The sequence below is a fragment of the Blautia sp. AF17-9LB genome (assembly GCF_003479185.1).
Taxonomy (GTDB): domain Bacteria; phylum Bacillota; class Clostridia; order Lachnospirales; family Lachnospiraceae; genus Fusicatenibacter; species Fusicatenibacter saccharivorans.
The window spans coordinates 126,175-144,843 of record NZ_QUGU01000005.1 but is presented as its reverse complement, the minus strand read 5'-3'; the positions used below and the strand labels follow the sequence as shown (position 1 = coordinate 144,843).

The window sequence follows — 18,669 nt, the reverse complement described above, 5'->3', positions numbered from 1 at the left end:
TACAGGACAAAAAAATATGATAAAACAAACTTTATGAAAACCAGGAGGAACTATATTGGAAAAAGATTTAAAAATGGAAGTATTTGCGTCAGTAGATACTGTAAAACCGGTAGAATTTCATGTTTATGAACTTCATGCACAAAAAATAGGAAATACATATTCTATTATCAGAGGGGCAGCCTGGAAATTACGAAACTGGAATCAGGCAGGCGTATTTGAAGATGGAAACAAAATCTATGCGACGGAAAAACTGCAAGAGAAAATCCCAAATGCTGATTTTACAGTCGAATATGAGGGATCACGAGAACTGCCTGTTTTAGAAAACAGAAGAATCTATCAGGAACTTATCAAATACTGGATCACACAAAAACTATCCCAAATTTTAATTTTTGGAAAATACAGAAAATATTCCTGTAAAAGTAATGTGACAAGTAAGTGGATTATGACAAATCAGGGATTTGAGACGTTTTCGTCAGGAAACAGAGAAATTAGTCTGGAACGGAAATATAATTTCTGGGTTACTATTATGGATGATGAAAAAGCATATCTGAGAATTGATACCAGCAGTCTTTTTTCATCGAATCAAACTGTAGCTGATTATCTGGAAAAAGGACTAAATCTAATTGGGCAGGAAGTAAAAAATGACTGGGCAAAGAATAATCAGACAGGCATTCTGACAGAAATCTGTGATTTGACCGTAACGGATAAACTGGATTTTGCAGATAGTCTAAAGGCGTATTATATCCAACGAAATGAAGCATACAGGGTAGAGAATATTTCTGATGATACCAGGATAGTTAAGGTGGCACTTCAGACGGGAATAGAATTACCTTATTATCCGCAGGCATTAAAACCAGTATTGACAAGAGAAACGGTAAGCCGTATGGATGCAGCTTTTTCTATGCGGACAGAGTCCTTGGTAAAACGGAATATGAAGACCAGAGTACTTTTAGACCAGGATTTTATACAGGATATTGGAACGATTGAGCCACTTGACGGAATGAAATTTGAAACAGATCCATGTACAGTAGAGAAAATTGGCTATAAGAAAGGTAAAGTTAAAGAACCGCTGTTAGTTTGTGGAAAAGATAAGGCTCTTAAATGCGGCGAAGAATTTAAAGTATTCAACTACGGTTTTTATCGAAAGACGGAAAAAGAAATAAAAATAGGATATTTGTATCCGAGAAATTCCTATGATTTGATGAAGGCAGTTGTAAATGGGATTTATACCTTTGCGAAACTTGGAAAGTATCACGGGGAAAAAGATTTATATACCATGGCGGGACTGCTGGATCTGGATGTAAAGGCAATGGTACGGGAAGAATATGAGTTGGGAGATATTACAGATTATAAAAGAGCTGCCAATAAATTGCAGAAGATAGAAGGAATCGATCTGGTCATTGCACTTGTACCAGATGGGATGGAGGAAGATGGACCGTACAATCCGTTTAAAACTATTTGGGCAAAGGCTAATATCCCGTCACAGATGATCAGTATGAAAACAGCAAAATTGTTCGCTGAGGAAGCAAAAGAAGGGAATAAGGCAAAAAATAATTCAAGATATTACCTTCATAATATAATTCTTGGAATTCTTGGAAAAACAGGCGGGATTCCATGGGTTGTAAAAGATATGCCTGGCAATGTGGATTGTTTTGTAGGTCTTGATGTTGCGACGATAGCAAAAGGAATTCATTATCCTGCCTGCTCGGTTGTGTTTGACAAATATGGCCGTCTGCTTGGATTTTATAAACCGGCAGCACCACAGCAGGGAGAAAAAATTACTACCAGGATTCTTCAGGATATTTTTGATCAGGTGATTTTTGCATATGAAGACCGTTTTGGTGAAATGCCGAAGAACATTGTGATTCATCGAGATGGATTCAGCAATGAAGATGATGAATGGTATAAAAATTACTTTGCGGCCAAGGGAATTATGTATAATATTATTGAAGTAAGAAAAAATATCAGCAGTAAACTGATATTCTGGCAGAATGGGCAGATAGAGAATCCACCGATGGGATACTGTGTTTATAACGCAGACAAAGGATATCTTGTGACGACAAATATGAAAAATAAAAAAGGATCACCGAATCCCATTTTGATTGAGAAAAAATGTGGAAATCTTTCTATGGCTGATATTTTGACACAGGTGCTTTATCTTTCGCAGTTACACGTGGGGTCAACACAAAAAATGCGGCTTCCTATTACGACTGGATATGCGGACAAAATTTGTAAGAATAGAGAATTTGTTCCGGAAGGAAAGATGGACGATCGGCTATTCTTTTTGTGAAAAATAAAACATAGATAAAAATGAGACGACAGGGATTCTGGAGTTTTTTTAGGAAAAATGCTATAATAGTCTGCAAAGAGACATCCCATAAGAAACCAAGGAGGATTTTGAAATGAACAGTATTTTTCGCAGAATCAGTGTTAGAAAATATGAAGACAAGCCGGTTGAAAAAGAAAAAATTATGCAGATCTTAAAAGCAGGCATGCAGGCTCCAAGCGCGTGCAACCAGCAGCCGTGGGAATTTTATGTGGTAACGGATAAGAAAAAAATTGAGGCGCTTTCTAAAATGACACCGTACACCGGCTGCGCGGCAAAAGCTCCGGTTGTGCTGGTATCGGCATATCGCCTGGAAGGTCTTGTCGCTCCAGCATTTGCGCAGATCGATATGTCGATTGCCCAGGAAAATATCTGGCTGGAAACGGATGCGCTTGGTCTTGGCGGCGTATGGTTCGGCATTGCACCAAATGAAGAAAATATGGAAAAAGTAAGAGTTCTGCTGGGACTGCCGGAAGAAGTTCATGTCTTTGCGCTGTTTGCTCTTGGCTATCCTGCCGAGCACAGAGAGCAGCAGGACCGCTTTAAACCAGAACGGATTCATTTTATCGATGAATAAAACAAAGAAGCCGGCAGACCGCCTGATTTTCCATGTAGATGTCAACAGCGCCTTTTTATCCTGGGAGTCCGCGCGGCGGATGAAAGAGGGGCTGCCGGATCTGCGGGACATTCCCGCCTGCATCGGCGGTGACCCGGCAAAAAGGACGGGTATCGTTGTAGCAAAGTCGATTCCGGCGAAAAAATGCGGTGTCCAGACCGGCGAGCCTGTGGCAATGGCACTGCGGAAATGCCCGAATATGGTTATTGTTCCCAGTGATTTCGATCTTTATGTCAAGTGCTCCCGGGCCTTCAAGAAAATCTGCGCATCCTACACTCCGGTCATGGAGTCTTTCTCGATTGACGAAGTGTTCCTTGATATGACGGGAACCTCTCTTTTGTACCCGGATCCGATCGCGGCAGCACATGAAATTAAAGACCGGATTTCCGACGAGCTGGGATTTACGGTAAATGTCGGCATTTCCACCAATAAACTCCTGGCCAAAATGGCGTCCGATTTCGAAAAACCGAACAAAGTGCATACCCTGTTTCCAGAAGAAATCCCTGCGAAGATGTGGCCTCTTCCGGTACGCGAGCTTTTGTTTCTCGGCAAAGCGTCCGAAAAGAAGCTGACCGAGGCCGGAATCCGCACGATCGGAGATCTGGCACATGCATGGGAAACTGATATTCAGACCCTGATCGGCAATAAAAACGGCCATCAGCTGTACCAGTACGCCCGCGGCATCGACGATTCCCCCGTAAAAGCACAGCCCGATGAGGCGAAAGGCTTCAGCGCAGAGACGACCTTTAACGAGGACATCGTCTCTATCGAACAGGTCGACCCGATTCTTCTCGCCCAGTGTGACATCGTGGCCGCCCGCATGCGTCGGAAAAAGAAAAAATGCACCTCCGTTTCCATAACCTTCCGCACCCTCGATTTCCGAAACCGCTCACACCAGACAAAACTTCCAAATGCGACCGATATCACAGATGAAATCTACCGCTGCGCCAAACAGCTCTTCCGCGAATCCTGGAAAGGAGAGCCCCTCCGCCTGATCGGTGTCTCCGTAACCGGCCTTACCGAAGACGATTTCGAACAGCTCTCCCTCTTCGAAGATCCCGAAAAGAAGGAGAAAAGCCGTAAACTCGATGCCGCCCTCGACGCAATCCGCCAGAAATACGGCAACGACAAAGTCACCCGCGCAAGCATCCTGAACGGAGCACAGGGAATTGCAAGAAAAGCGAAGGCACAGATGAAAAATGATGCGGAAAACTGAAAAATAATCTTCAAAGAAGGCAGCGGAGAAAAACGCTGCCTTCTTTGAAAATAAAGCAAAACAACGATAATATTCGGAAAAATGAAAATACAACAATTGATATATTTCTGAAAATAAGATATAATAATCGGAAAGAAGCACACTGGAAAGGAGGGAACGAATGAAAACATGCAAGGAAATGGCAAAGCTATGGGGCGTTACGGAACGCACTGTAACAACTTTCTGCAAAACAGGTAAAATTCCAGGAGCCGTAAAAGAAGGAAAAAGCTGGCGCATTCCGGATGAGGCAGAAAAACCAGTGGATGGCAGAGTACTGTCAGGAAAGTATGTAAAAAAAGAGGAAAAAGAAGCAAGAAAGCCACTCCCGATCGGAATATCTGATTACGTACGGGCACAGTCGGAATATTATTATGTGGACAAGACAGGAATGATCAAAGAATTTCTGGATCGAAAACCACTGGTATCACTGTTTACGCGGCCGAGACGATTTGGAAAGACGTTGAATATGGATATGCTTCGCGTTTTCTTTGAAATTTCCGATACAGATACCAGCCAGTATTTCCGGGACAAAGAAATCTGGAAATGTGGAGAAGAATACCGAGAGCATCAGGGAAAATATCCGGTTATTTTTCTGACGTTTAAAGATATAAAGTTTGCGTCCTGGGAACTGACTTTTGCAAAAATTGCAGAGCTGGTACAAGAAGAGTTCGGCAGACATAAGGAACTTGGAACGAGTGAGAAACTAGAACCATATGAGAAGGATTATTTTCGGAAAATACTGGCAGGTCAGGCGAATGAAGTAGAGCTCTCCTCGTCTCTGCAGAAACTTTCCAAAATGCTTCATGAACATTATGGAAAAGCACCGATCATTATGATCGATGAATATGATGCACCGATTCAGGAAGGCTATTCGAAAAAGTTTTATGAAGAAATTGTTGGATTTATGTGGAATTTCTTTTCCGGCGCATTCAAAGACAACCGGCATCTGTCGTACGGTTTTTTAACTGGAATTCTGCGGATTGCACAGGAAAGTATATTCAGTGGTCTGAATAATCTGACGGTAAATTCCATTCTGGATGAGACATATGATAAATACTTTGGATTTACCCGTGCAGAAGTCCATAAAATGCTGCGGGATTACGGTGTTCTCGAAAAAGAAGCAGAGCTTAAAACCTGGTATGACGGATATCTTTTTGGCGCAGAAGAAATTTACAATCCCTGGTCCGTGGTCAACTATATTGCACAGGGGTGTATTCCAAAGGCATATTGGGTAAACACCGGAAAGAATGAAATTCTGGAAGAAGTTCTGAAGGCAGCGACAGAGGATGTCATAGAGAAATTGTATGCATTGCTGCAGGGAGAGCGAGTGGTTGCGAGAATCGATCAAAATGTAGTTTACCGGTCTCTGCTGGAAGAACCCTCCAGTATTTACAGTCTGCTTCTGGTTGCTGGATATCTGAAAACACCAAAAAAGGAGTTGCAGACAGACGGATCGTATCTGTGTGAGGTATCCATTCCCAACTGGGAGATTGCGGCAGTTTACAAAGCAGAGATTTTATCCCATCTGCTGCAGATTGGAGCAGTAACCAGAACGACAGCAGACCGGATTGCGGAAAGCCTGTATACGAATGATGTGAAAAAACTGCAGAGTGCGATTGCAGAGTATATGGACAAGTCGATCAGTTTTTACGATGCGGGCGCAGAAGGTTTTTACCATGGACTGGTACTGGGACTGATTGCATTGCTGGATCAACAGTATAAAATCACATCCAACCGGGAATTCGGAGAGGGACGGTACGATATCAGCCTGTTCCCGCGAGAACTCCGGTATCCTGGCATTCTGATGGAACTAAAATGGAAAAAGGGGATTACAGAAGACACACTGAAAAAATTAGCGAAAGAAGCATTAAACCAGATTGAAACACAGCGATACGATACAGAAATGCGGCAGGAAGGGGTTACGGAAGTCATCAAACTTGGAATCGCCTTTTCTGGAAAAAATGTAAAAATTTGGACGGTATAAAAACAGGAGAAGACAAAACAGGGGGAAGCAAAATGAAAAAATTAACAACGGCAAAGATATGGCAGTTCGCAGCAGGCCAGTTTGGATGGGCGCTGCTGTCTGGTATCATATCGAACTGGCTGGTGTACTTTTATCAGCCGGATGAAACTGCAATCAGCCAGGGACAGACGGTATTCATACCGCAGGGGCTGGTGATTTTCGGGGTTTTTACCATCATTGGAGGGATCACAGCCTTCGGAAGAATTTTTGATGCATTCACTGATCCGATGATTGCGTCCTGGTCAGATCGGTGCACTTCAAAAAACGGACGGCGGATCCCGTTCTTAAAAGGCGCGTCCCTGCCGCTGGCACTTTCCACCGTGCTGGTGTTCTGGTCACCGGTGAATGAAAACAGCTGGATCAATGCGGCATTCTTGTTTGGTATGATTCTAGCATATTACCTTTCGATCACGGCATACTGTACTCCGTACAATGCCCTGATTCCGGAACTGGGCCATACACAGCAGGAACGCCTGAATATATCCACCATCATTTCTTTCACCTTTATTGCAGGAACCGCTGTGGCCTATCTGGCACCGGCGATCTGGGGTACGCTGATTCCTTTCTTCGGAAGAGTAAATGCAATCAGGATCACTTTCACAGCCATGGCAGCGGCAGCATTCATATGCATGCTTGTGCCGGTATTCTGCATCCGGGAAAAAGATTACGTAGATACCGTTCCCTCGAAGGATTCGGCCTTTCGTTCCCTTGCAGCAACCTTTCGGAATGGAGAATTCCGGAAATTTGTAGGATCTGATATCTTTTACTGGATCGCGCTCACCATGTTCCAGACGGGCCTTCCGTTTTTCGTTACCAGTCTGCTGAAACTCCCGGAGACAATGACAACACTATATTTTGTGGGAATGACCGCACTGTCGCTTGTCTTTTACGTTCCGGTCAACAAGCTGACACCGAAACTGGGCAAGAAAAAGATGATTCTGTTTGCCTTTGCTGTTTTCAGCCTTGCATATTTTTACACAGGCTTTATGGGAAACATCCCGTTCATCCCGGAAGCCGTACAGGGCCTGATTCTGACAGTCGCGGCAGCACTTCCCATGGCGATTTTCGGTATTCTGCCGCAGGCGGTTGTCGCAGATATTGCACAGAGCGATGCGATTACCTCGGGAAGCAGCCGCGAGGGAATGTTCTACGCAGCCAGAACTTTCGCCTTCAAGCTGGGGCAGAGCCTTTCCATGCTGATCTTTACGGCGGTCTCCACCATTGGAAACGGCAGTGGAGCCGGATACCGGATTGCGGCATTCGGTGCAGCTGTATTCTGCGGCGCAGGCGGACTGATACTGATGTTTTACGATGAGAAAAAGATTAACTGCGTGATCAACGGAAAAGCATAGGTCAGTACTCAGCACGGCGGCCTTTTTTATCTCGAAATCAGCTCCTCCGCATGCTTTAATGCATCCGAAATATTTGAACAGAAATTTTCTTCCCCGACAAGCTCCACAAAGCCGGATTTTTTCATCACCTTCATCGGCTGCTCATTCACATGAGAGAAGACGATGGTGATCCCTTTCGATTCGCAGAGCTTCGTCAGATTCTGGAGTGCATTCATGGCTGTACTGTCGATCGCCGGTACGCTCCGCATCCGGAGAACGAGACATTTTGTGAAATCCTTTACCACGATGTGCTCAATCGCATCCGCCGCGCCAAAGAAGAGCGGTCCTGTGATCTCGTATACACGGATTTCCAGCGGCAGCTTCTGCAGATGTTCATCCACCGCCGGGGAATCATCGTCCACATAGACCCAGCTGTCGGCGTGCGTTTCCTCACTCATCCGCTTGATGAAAAGCAGGCAGGCCAGAACCATGCCGATCTCGATTGCGACAACGAGATCAAACACAACGGTCAGCACAAACGTAGTAAAAAGAACGATAATATCACTCTTCGGAGCCGTGCGTACAAGATGCACGAAGGTTCTCCACTGGCACATATTGTAGGCAACAAGGAACAGAATCGCGGCAATCGTCGGCATCGGAATCATGCCCGCAAACGGCATCAGCACAACAAGAACGATGACGAGCGTAATGGAATGCACCATACCCGCAACCGGTGTGCGTCCGCCGTTTTTGATATTTGCCGCCGTTCTGGCAATCGCTCCCGTAGCCGGAATACCGCCGAAAAGCGCAGAAGCAATATTTCCGGCACCCTGTGCAATCAGCTCTGTATCCGAACGATGCTTGCTGTTGATCATGCCGTCCGCAACAACACAGGAGAGAAGCGACTCAATCGCCGCAAGCACCGCGATCGTAAACGCATTTGGAATCGCCGACTGAATCAGTTTCATGTCAAAAACCGGCAGATGAAGCGTCGGAAGCGCATTGCTGATTGTGTACAGATTTCCAATCGTAGAAACGTGCAGCGGCAGAAACTGAACCATCAGAATACCGGCAATAACAGCAATCAGCGATCCCGGGATTTTCTTGAAAATCAGCGGAGACACAATCAAAATGGCAAGGCTGACCCCTCCGACAATCAGCGCATCCGGTGAAATCGTGGAAAAATTCTCCGCAAATGCCTTCAGTTTTTCCATCGTTTCAATCGGCTTTACTCCGTCAGGATACGTAACGCCGCAGAAATCCTTCAGCTGTCCGATCACGATCGTCACCGCAATACCGGAAGTAAAACCCGTTGTAATCGTATAAGGAATAAACTTGATCAGACTTCCAAAATGACAGAAGCCCATGATAATAAGGAAGACACCGGCAAGAATGGTCGCCGTCATCAGCCCCTCGAGGCCGTCCCGCGCGACAATACCGGCAACAATCGTGGCAAACGCGGCCGTCGGACCGGCAATCTGGACACAGCTTCCGCCGAGCGCGGAAATCACAAAGCCCGCCACAATCGCGGTGAAAATACCAGCCTCCGGCCCCACGCCGGAAGCAAGAGCCAGTGCAATAGAAAGAGGAAGTGCAATGATCGCAACGATGATACCGGCAGTCACATCTTTGGCAAACTGCGCGCTGTCATAGGACTTCAGAGAAGTGAGTAGCATTGGTTTGAACGAATTCATTTGAAAAGCTCGCTTTCTGTATTAGATTTGTATTACTGTTAGAACAACTTTCCAAGTATAGCATAAGAGACGGGGAGCAGGAAACCCAAAAAGGAATTGTTTGTCTTTCTATACAATCATGTTATGCATGACATTGCACACAGCAGGCAGAAAAATCCGAATGGAAAATTTTTCTGTTACTTTTTTGATTTTTTCAGTGACTTTCCTCTATGATCTATGGTACACTAATCCATGCGCGTTAAAAACGAGAATAGAATATCAAATGGAGGAAATCTCAAAATATGAGCAAAAAAAAAGGCGAAGGCCTGAAATCATTCAACAGGGGATTTAACGTGCCGGATACCTACATTATCATCTTTTTTGTGGTGGTTATCGCGGCCGTCATGACATTCCTCGTCCCGAAAGGCTATTACGAGACAGAGGATGTCACGTACCTGATGAACGGGGTAGAAAAGACCCGTACCGTCATCAAAGACGGAAGCTTCCAGTATCTGACCGATGCTGCAGGAAAACCGGTCACAGAAGGCGTTTCACTGTTCAGCGGCGACGGCGGAACCGGATTTTTCAATTACATGTATAACGGAATTATCAGCAGCTCCGCCATCGAAATCATCGCATTTCTGATGGTAGTCGGCGGCGCTTTCGGTATCATGATCCGCACCGGAGCCGTTGAAGCCGGTCTGATCGGCCTGATCCGTAAAGCAAAAGGAGCCGAAAAACTGCTGATCCCGGTCCTTTTCGTCCTGTTTTCCCTCGGCGGAGCCGTGTTCGGAATGGGAGAAGAGGCCCTTCCGTTCACCATGATCCTCTGCCCGCTGTTCGTCGCTGTCGGATATGACACCGTCATTGCCGTGCTTGTTACGTACGTGGCAACACAGATCGGCTTCGGATCTTCCTGGATGAACCCGTTTTCCGTCGGAATCGCACAGGGAATCGCCGGCGTTGACGTCTTCTCCGGCGCAGGTTTCCGTATGGTGATGTGGGTCGTATTCACCGCTCTTGGCTGCGGCATGACCATGTTCTATGCAGCGAAAGTCAAAAAGACCCCGGAAATCTCTGTTGCTTACGAAAGCGACCAGTATTTCCGTGATCAGAACGAAAAAACAGGCATCGACGAGGGCCATTCCTTCGGCATCGGCCATATCTTAGTTCTGGTAACACTGGCCGTTACCGTTGTCTGGGTCATCTGGGGCGTTATGGCAAAAGGCTATTACATGGCCGAAATCGCAACCCAGTTCTTCATCATGGGAATCGTGGCCGGTGTGATCGGTGTCATTTTCCATCTGAATGACATGAAAGTGAACGACATTGCCGTTTCCTTCAAAGACGGCGCAAAAGACCTGATCGGCGCAGCACTCGTTGTTGCGATGGCACAGGGCATCATGCAGGTGCTCGGCGGTTCCGATCCGACCACCCCGACCGTTATCAACACCATTATGTACGGCATCTCACAGGCCCTGGCCGATCTTTCCGGTGCAGCCGCAGCCGTGCTGATGTACGTGTTCCAGTCGGTCTTCAACTTTTTTGTCGTGTCCGGCTCCGGCCAGGCGGCGATCACCATGCCGATCATGGCACCGCTCGCGGACCTTCTCGGCGTATCCCGCCAGACATCCGTCCTTGCGTTCCAGCTCGGTGATGCTTTCACAAACCTGATCGTCCCGACCTCCGGCTGCCTGATCGGCTCCCTGGCGATTGCAAAGATCGAGTGGTCGAACTGGATCAAATTCATGTGGAAATTCTTAGGGATACTGATGATTGGAGCAGTCATTACGATTCTGATTGCGGTCGCCATTGGATTTTAAGAGGAGTGAGAGAAAATGATATTATTTCAGAACATAGACGTCTATGCGCCGGAATACCTCGGAAGAAAAGACGTTCTTACTGTGTATGATAAAATTGTCAAGATCGCAGATGCCGGCACGATAACGGCAGACGGCCTGCTCTCTGGCGCGGAGACCGTAGACGGAACTGGACTTGTCCTGACACCTGGCTTTGTCGACTGCCATGTTCACGTGCTCGGCGGAGGCGGCGAGGGCGGCTTTGCCAACCGCACCCCGGAGGCGACGATGGAAGGCCTGAACAAGTTCGGTGTGACAACCGTTGTCGGCTGCCTCGGAACTGACGGCATTGGCCGTGACATGTGCGCGCTCGTGGCAAAAACAAAAGGCCTCCGGGAGCAGGGCATGTCCGCCTGGTGCTACACCGGCAGCTATCAGGTTCCGGTGCGTACACTGACGGATGGAATTACGAAAGATATCATGATGATCGAAGAAATCATCGGAACCGGCGAAATCGCCATCTCGGACCACCGATCCTCACAGCCGACCTTCGAAGAATTCGCCCGACTGGCAGCAGACACGCGCCTCGGCGGCGTTCTTTCCGGGAAAGCGGGAGTGATCAATGTCCACCTTGGCGACGGTGCAAGATGTATGGAGCTGATCGAACGCGTCATCAGCGAAACCGAAATCCCGGCCAGCCAGTTCCTCCCGACCCATGTCAACCGGAACGAGAAGCTGTTCCAGAAGGCAATTGAATACGCCGTAAAGGGCGGTGCGGTCGATTTCACCGGAAATGAAGAGATCGATTACTGGGAAACTGTCTGTGATGAAGTCCGCGTGTGCAAAGGAATCCGCCGCATGCTGGATGCAGGCGTGAATCCGAAACACATCACCATCTCATCCGACGGTCAGGGCAGTCTGCCGATCTTTAATGAGAAGGGAGAATTCCTGCGGATGGGCATGGGCCAGTCGAGCTGTTTGCTGAAAGAAGTAAAAGAATGCGTGGAGAAAGCGGGAATTCCGCTGGAAACCGCAATTTCGACGATTACGGCAAACCCGGCAGAGATCCTGTCACTGAAAGGAAAAGGCAAGGTCCGGGAAGGATATGATGCGGATCTTTGCGTACTGGATCAGGGACTGGAGATTCAGGAAGTCGTTGCACGGGGGAAGACGGTGTATCGGAAATAGCATATTGGTAATATTGGGAAAAGGTCACAGCTTTGCGGAGCTGCGGCCTTTTTTGATGGGAATGCCTGCGGAAAGAATGTTTTACAATAGTATTTTGTAAGAAGGTACGATATAATGAACATATATCTTGCGACAGGGAAGGAGAAACTGCAGTGTCGGAAATAAAACTTTTTGAGGTCGGAACGGTTGTGAAAGAGCGCACCTCTTCCACGGTAGTATTGGAGAAACAACTGCAAACAACGATAGAGCAGAACATGGAGACATTTTTCGGCGTTCGTTTTCTGAAAAGTGAATATATGATCACATCCGGAAGAATGGACAGCATCGGAATTGATGAAAATAATAGCCCAGTGATTTTTGAGTATAAGAGAAGCTCGAGCGAGAACGTAATTAATCAGGGATTATTCTATCTGGATTGGCTTTTGGATCACAAAGCGGATTTCAAACTGCTTGTGATTGAAAAACTGGGTATGGAAGTAGCAGACCAGATTGATTGGTCGGTGCCTTGTGTGATTTGTATTGCAAATGATTTTACGAAATACGACGTGCATGCAGTGAATCAGATGCAGAGGAATATCAAGTTGGTGAAATATCGGAAATATGGGGAAGATCTGTTGCTGTTTGAACATCTGAACACACCGGTGGCAAAGCCAGTAACGGAAACATCAACTATTTCAACAACAAGTAGTACATACACACAGAAAACGCATTTAGAGAAGCTGGCTTCCGCAAGCAGCCATTTCAAAACATTATATACGGCGCTTTGTGACTACATCGAATCGCTGGGAGATGATCTCTTTGCGAATCAATTGAAGCTGTATCTGGCTTATAAGAAAGTACAGAATATTTTTTGCATTGAGATTTATAACAAACAGATTTTGCTCCGAATGAAGCTCGATCCAGATACTGTTGAACTGGAAGAAGGATTTACGAGAGATACCCGTGGGATCGGGCATTACGGAACCGGGGAGCTGGAAGTGTCGATTAAGACGGCAGAAGACTTTCAGAAGGCGAAGAAGCTGATTGATCGGGCGTATCAGGAGACGTTATAAAGCATGGTAAAAACTGGAAAATGATGAAAAAATTTGAATTGTAAAGTCAAATACGTTACAATTTAAAGTTAGAACAGAGAGGATGAAACGGTGAAAGAAGAAATAATACAAAACATAAATCAAGGGGTGGAAGCAGCCTATATCAATGGAAATCTTGCTTCAAATCTGGAATATAAACCGAGTTTTATATCAAACAATCCAGAAGAGGGTAAAAAAGTTATTTCTTCTATTGAAGAAGAGCTACTTCGCTGTGAACAATTCCAGATTAGTGTGGCATTTATCACAATGGGAGGAATTACGCCCCTCCTGCAGACGTTAAAAGAACTCGAGCGAAAGAGAATCCCGGGGCAAATTCTTACAACGAACTACTTAGATTTTAGTGAGCCAAGAGCGTTGGCAAAACTGAATGAATTGAAAAATATTACGCTAAAAATGTATGATGTGGAAGCTGCCAATAATGGATTTCATACCAAAGGATACATTTTCAAAAAAGAAGAGGTTTATAGAATTATCCTTGGCAGTTCCAATATGACAAGTGCAGCGCTTACCAGCAACATAGAGTGGAATACAAAGATTATATCGACCGTGCAGGGTGAAGTAGCAAGTGAGATTGTAAAAGAATTCAATTCGTTTTGGAATTCGGAGTATGCTTTGGATTTTGAAACCTTTTATGAAATTTACAAAGCACGCTACGAGATCATCAAACATCAACGAGAAGAGGCTAAAAAAGACAGGATTCCGTCTTTTGAAAAATATAAATTAAAGCCGAATTCCATGCAGGAAGAATTTATTGTTAATCTTCGAAAAATCATTGAAAAGGGTGAGAAAAGAGCATTATTGATTTCGGCTACGGGAACTGGAAAAACATATGCATCAGCATTTGCAATGCGTGAATTAGGTTTTAAGAGAGTATTATTCCTTGTTCACCGGGCACAGTTAGCCAAACAGGCCAAGAAGTCTTTTGAACGAGTGTTTAATAATTCTGTTTCTATGGGCATCGTAGGCGATGGAAAACACGAATATGGCTGTGATTTTGTATTTGCTATGGTAGAGACGCTAAATAGAGATCAACATTTGTTCCAATATGAAAAAGATGCATTTGATTGTATCATTCTCGATGAAGCACACCATAGTCCAGCGAATACCTATCAGAAAGTAATGAACTATTTTGAACCACAGTTATTTTTAGGTATGACAGCTACGCCGGATAAACGGGATGATCATATAGAAGGGCGAAATGTCTATGAACTTTTCCATCATCAAATAGCGCATGAAATTCGATTACAGAAAGCAATGGAAGAGCACTTGCTGTGTCCATTTCATTATTTTGGAATCAGTGATATTGCATTGATAGATGATAAAACATCTAAAGGAAAGAACCTTACAGAAAAAGATTTTAATCTTCTTACAAGTGAAGAACGCGTAGACCATATCATTGAGCAGGCGCAATATTATGGCTATAGCGGAGAACGTGTGAAGGGATTGATTTTCTGCAGTAGAAATAAAGAATGTGAAACCTTGTCAAACATGTTCAATGAGCGTGGTTATAGAACACTTGCACTTAGTAATGAAACGCCGCAAAAGCTTCGAGAAACAGCATTTGAACGTTTGGCTATGAAAGAAGAGGATGCAACGGAGGAATTACAGCCCTTGGACTACATTTTCTCTGTAGATATTTTGAACGAGGGAATTGATATTGTTGAAGTCAATCAAGTCATTATGCTTCGTCCAACACAGTCACCCATTGTTTTTATCCAGCAATTGGGAAGAGGCTTGCGTAAGGCGGAAGGAAAAGAATATGTAGTGATTCTGGATTTTATCGGAAATTACAATAATAATTTTATGATTCCCGTCGCTTTATCTGGGGATAATACCTACAATGCGGATGTGATTCGGAAATATGTGATCAGTGGAAATAGTACCATTCCGGGAGCATCTACTATTCATTTTGATGAAATAGCAAAAGAAAAGATTTTTCATGCGATTGATTGCATCAAACCAAGCACCTTGAAAGAATTGATGAAAGAAGGATACGTTAATTTGAAAAACCGTCTCGGAAGACGTCCAATGCTTTTGGATTTTTATGAAAATGCGGAGATGGATCCTCTTGTAATTGTTAAGGAATACAAAACTTATTATTCTTTTGCAGAACAAATGGAGAAAAAGGAGCAGCTGTTTCGGCTGTCAGAACAGGAAAAGACAACACTGGAATATTTGTCAAAGACGATATTAAGCGGTGTAAGACCAGATGAATTGGAGATTTTGCGATTATTTTTAGAAAAAAATCAAATTACATATTCTGAAGTTATCGATAATTGCAGAGAACGATATGGTTATGAGATAACAACGCAAAAGATTGATCTTGCATGCGATGTTTTGAAAGGCAAATTTGTCACAAACAGCACGGAAAGAGAGAAGTTTTACCAGATTGATATTCTGGAATCAGATGGAGAGAATCGTTTAAAGAGAATTTTAAGTTATACAGAACGCCTAGCACATAAGGATTTTTATGATCAGGTCCAGGACATTGTGGCTGTTGGTTTAGCCAGATATCAAGATAAGTACGCAAAACCATATAGAAATGGAGTGCCATTTGTACTTTATGAAAAATACTCAAGAAGAGATGTTAGTTTGCTTATGAATGCAGGCAAAGATTTGTCGTCAACAATGTATGGAATGTCGCAACTAGGAGACGATGTTTTCATTTTTGTCACGTATCATAAAGAAGAAAACATAGATGAAGAAAAAGAATATGTTGATGGAAAGCCTGATTATGCGGATGAATTCGTAGACAACGTAATTTTTAGATGGGATTCCCAAATTGATAAAAAGTTAGATGGTGCATATATGGATAAGGTTTTAAATACACCAAGAAAACATCTTTTTGTTCAAAAGACGGATGCAGAAAACAATTTTTTCTATATGGGAGAATTTGATGTCTTGGAGGCTCATGAAGCGGAAAAGAAAAATAATAGAGGCGTATTAAAACCGATTTGTAAATTAAAATTTAAAATGCAAACAGCAGTAAGAGAAGACTTATTGAGATATTTGCAGAGTGGAAAAACAATGGAGGAAAAGTAAAATGAAAACAATCAGAGTTGTTGCAGCAGTAATAAAAGCAGTAAATAAAACAGGAGAATCCATCATTTTTGCAACCCAGAGAGGTTATGGAGAATTTAAAGGCGGCTGGGAATTTCCGGGAGGAAAAATTGAAAAAGGCGAGACACCACAGGAGGCTTTGAAAAGAGAAATTATGGAGGAATTGGATACAGAAATAGAAGTGGGAGAATATATTGATACGATTGAGTATGACTATCCGGCATTTCACCTTTCTATGGATTGTTTTTGGTGTGAAGTTTTAAATGGAGATCTCGTATTGAAAGAACACGAAGCGGCAAAGTGGTTGACGAAAGAAAAACTGAACGAAGTAGAATGGTTACCTGCAGATATTACATTGATAGAGGAAATTAGAAAAGGAATGTAGGAACAGAAAATTAGGACATATTTCACGAAAAGTGCTGTCGAGTAGAAAAATGAGTGAGGGTGGAAAGAAACTATGACCTTGGAGCAAACAAAAAAATTTACAGAGCAGGACGAAAATACACTGCAATATTATAATCAAAATGCGACTAAATTTATTGAAAATACAAAGAGTGTTGAGTTCCATTCCGTACAGGATAAGTTTCTTTCCTACCTTTCGGACGGCTCTTATATTTTGGATTTTGGCTGTGGATCCGGACGCGATAGTAAATATTTTCTGGAAAAAGGTTATCGTGTCGACGCGGTAGATGGATCGGAAGAAATTTGTAAAATTACCAGAGAATATGTCAAAATTGAAGTGAAAACAATGTTATTTTCGGAACTTTCGTTCGTAAATAAGTATGAGGGGATATGGGCGTGTTCTTCTATCTTACATCTTTCGAAAGACGAATTACAAGATGTTCTATATAAAATGATGCGTGCCCTAAAGAAAGAAGGATATATTTATACTTCCTTCAAGTATGGAGAATATGCTGGATATCGTGAAGAACGATATTATACCGATTTTACAGAAAATTCTTTTGCGGCATTTATAAAAGACTTTTCAGAAATAAAGATAGTAGAATACTGGATATCGAAAGATGTCCGTCCGGGTAGGAGGGAGGAAAAGTGGTTGAATTTGATACTTCAAAAATCGGATATAGTTTGAAACTGGATGGGAAATATTACAATACATTAGATATTGAAGGGTTTTCACACATGATGAAAGATCCATCCTATTGTTACAAGTTTTATTGGTTGGAAGCGATTGTCCAGCTTATTGCGGAAGGCGTAAAAGAAACCACTTTTGATGCGGTGATCGATGAAATGATTTGCAATGCATGGTACTCGGTCCGCGAGTTTCACATCCATCTGAGCGGAATGCCAATCGATGGACAAGTAAAAGATGGATTGGAGAGAGCTGTAAGTAAATTATCAGAACTCAGCAATCTGCCTGCAAATGCATCCAAGGTAGAAATTAAAAATGCGATTAAAAAGTATGCACTGGAATTGAAAACATCAAAAGAGCAGCTCACCAATATGGTTCCGTACAGAGCTCTTGCAGGATTTTTTGATAGAGCGGAAGAACCAGCAGATTGGGGAAGCGTACGGCGAATGACGGAATATATTGAGAGAATTAATGAGCACGTTGTGATATTACCGTATACACTGGGAACAGGGAGTAAGCTCAAAAAAGAAATATATTTTCAGCCATCTTGGATAAAGATGATTCAGGATAACACGGTATCGATTCTTGGATGGATTCAATACGAAAAAGTCAAATGGTTGCAAAATAATAATCCAGAAGTTCCAGGTCTTGTATATAAACTGGCGCCGATGGATGAGAAAATGCGGAAATTGAATCATGTGCGGAAACTATGGGAGGGTATTCTGGAACTGACGGAAGTCAGAGACGTGTTTACCGGAGAAGTTGTCGCGCCAAAAGCATATGATGTAGATCACTTTATTCCATGGTCGTTTGTCATGAACGATGAACTTTGGAATTTGATGCCGATGGATTCTTCCTTGAATTCGGCGAAAAGTAATAAGCTTCCGAAATGGGATCCGTTTTTTGAAAGATTTGCTGAGAATCAGTATTTGCTGTATGGGTTTATTCATGAAAAGCCGGGAATACATAAATTGTTTGAAGGATGCTATCGAGATAATTTACATTCTATCTGGGCTGGAAGAGAACTGTATTGCAAGGGAAATTCACGGGAGCAGTTTTATAATATTTTACAGAAGAATATGCAACCGGTGTATGATTCGGCGAGACGGCAGGGGTATGAGGTTTGGAATAGAGGGACGTGAATGGGAAAATCCTTAAAAGAATGGTGTATGGAACATGAGCGACAAGATATTTTGGCTCGATGGGATAAAGAAAAT

13 protein-coding genes are annotated in these 18,669 nt (G+C 43.7%); 12 read left to right on the top strand and 1 reads right to left on the bottom strand.

Features of this window, described 5'->3' with window-relative positions:
• The first annotated feature begins 55 nt into the window (after positions 1–55).
• The 5 genes from DWX00_RS07250 (at position 56) to DWX00_RS07230 (ending at position 7,572) form a co-directional block, all read left to right on the top strand.
• Entirely contained in the window at positions 56–2,290 is a 2,235-nt protein-coding gene (locus tag DWX00_RS07250) for a Piwi domain-containing protein (protein WP_118594936.1), read from the top strand.
• Positions 2,291–2,402: 112 nt separating this feature from the next.
• Entirely contained in the window at positions 2,403–2,903 is a 501-nt protein-coding gene (locus tag DWX00_RS07245) for a nitroreductase family protein (RefSeq protein WP_118594935.1), read from the top strand.
• On the top strand, positions 2,896–4,158 hold the full coding sequence (locus DWX00_RS07240) for a DNA polymerase Y family protein (protein WP_118594934.1): 1,263 nt from the start codon (positions 2,896–2,898) through the stop codon (positions 4,156–4,158). Before DWX00_RS07245 ends, DWX00_RS07240 begins: the two co-directional genes overlap by 8 nt.
• Positions 4,159–4,318: 160 nt before the next feature.
• Positions 4,319–6,181 carry an AAA family ATPase gene (locus DWX00_RS07235; protein ID WP_118594933.1) on the top strand — a complete coding sequence of 621 codons (1,863 nt, stop codon included), beginning with the start codon at positions 4,319–4,321 and terminating at the stop codon, positions 6,179–6,181.
• Positions 6,182–6,213: 32 nt separating this feature from the next.
• Positions 6,214–7,572: an MFS transporter gene (locus tag DWX00_RS07230; protein WP_118594932.1), complete on the top strand. Its 1,359-nt coding sequence runs from the start codon at positions 6,214–6,216 to the stop codon at positions 7,570–7,572.
• A gap of 26 nt (positions 7,573–7,598) precedes the next feature.
• Here DWX00_RS07230 and DWX00_RS07225 read toward each other — a convergent pair whose 3' ends face one another.
• Complete coding sequence (locus DWX00_RS07225) at positions 7,599–9,245, bottom strand: SulP family inorganic anion transporter (RefSeq protein WP_118594931.1); 1,647 nt, start codon at positions 9,243–9,245, stop codon at positions 7,599–7,601.
• Positions 9,246–9,526: 281 nt separating this feature from the next.
• Here DWX00_RS07225 and yfcC point away from each other — a divergent pair, with 281 nt between their 5' ends.
• The 7 genes from yfcC (at position 9,527) to DWX00_RS19855 (ending at position 18,594) form a co-directional block, all read left to right on the top strand.
• Complete coding sequence (gene yfcC / locus DWX00_RS07220) at positions 9,527–11,047, top strand: putative basic amino acid antiporter YfcC (RefSeq protein WP_118594930.1); 1,521 nt, start codon at positions 9,527–9,529, stop codon at positions 11,045–11,047.
• A gap of 15 nt (positions 11,048–11,062) precedes the next feature.
• The gene (gene iadA, locus DWX00_RS07215; protein WP_118594929.1) at positions 11,063–12,211 is read left to right on the top strand and encodes a beta-aspartyl-peptidase; all 1,149 of its coding nucleotides are present in this window, start codon (positions 11,063–11,065) and stop codon (positions 12,209–12,211) included.
• 152 nt (positions 12,212–12,363) lie between these two features.
• Positions 12,364–13,263 carry an endonuclease NucS domain-containing protein gene (locus DWX00_RS07210; RefSeq protein ID WP_118594928.1) on the top strand — a complete coding sequence of 300 codons (900 nt, stop codon included), beginning with the start codon at positions 12,364–12,366 and terminating at the stop codon, positions 13,261–13,263.
• A 90-nt stretch (positions 13,264–13,353) separates the two neighbouring features.
• On the top strand, positions 13,354–16,344 hold the full coding sequence (locus DWX00_RS07205; protein WP_118594927.1) for a DEAD/DEAH box helicase: 2,991 nt from the start codon (positions 13,354–13,356) through the stop codon (positions 16,342–16,344).
• Between the two features lies 1 nt (position 16,345).
• Complete coding sequence (locus tag DWX00_RS07200; protein ID WP_055221463.1) at positions 16,346–16,747, top strand: (deoxy)nucleoside triphosphate pyrophosphohydrolase; 402 nt, start codon at positions 16,346–16,348, stop codon at positions 16,745–16,747.
• Positions 16,748–16,819: 72 nt separating this feature from the next.
• A complete protein-coding gene (locus DWX00_RS07195) occupies positions 16,820–17,452 on the top strand; it encodes a class I SAM-dependent methyltransferase (RefSeq protein ID WP_118594926.1) in 633 nt (210 codons plus the stop codon).
• A complete protein-coding gene (locus tag DWX00_RS19855; protein WP_243037983.1) occupies positions 17,413–18,594 on the top strand; it encodes an HNH endonuclease domain-containing protein in 1,182 nt (393 codons plus the stop codon). Before DWX00_RS07195 ends, DWX00_RS19855 begins: the two co-directional genes overlap by 40 nt.
• The last annotated feature ends 75 nt before the right edge of the window (positions 18,595–18,669 follow it).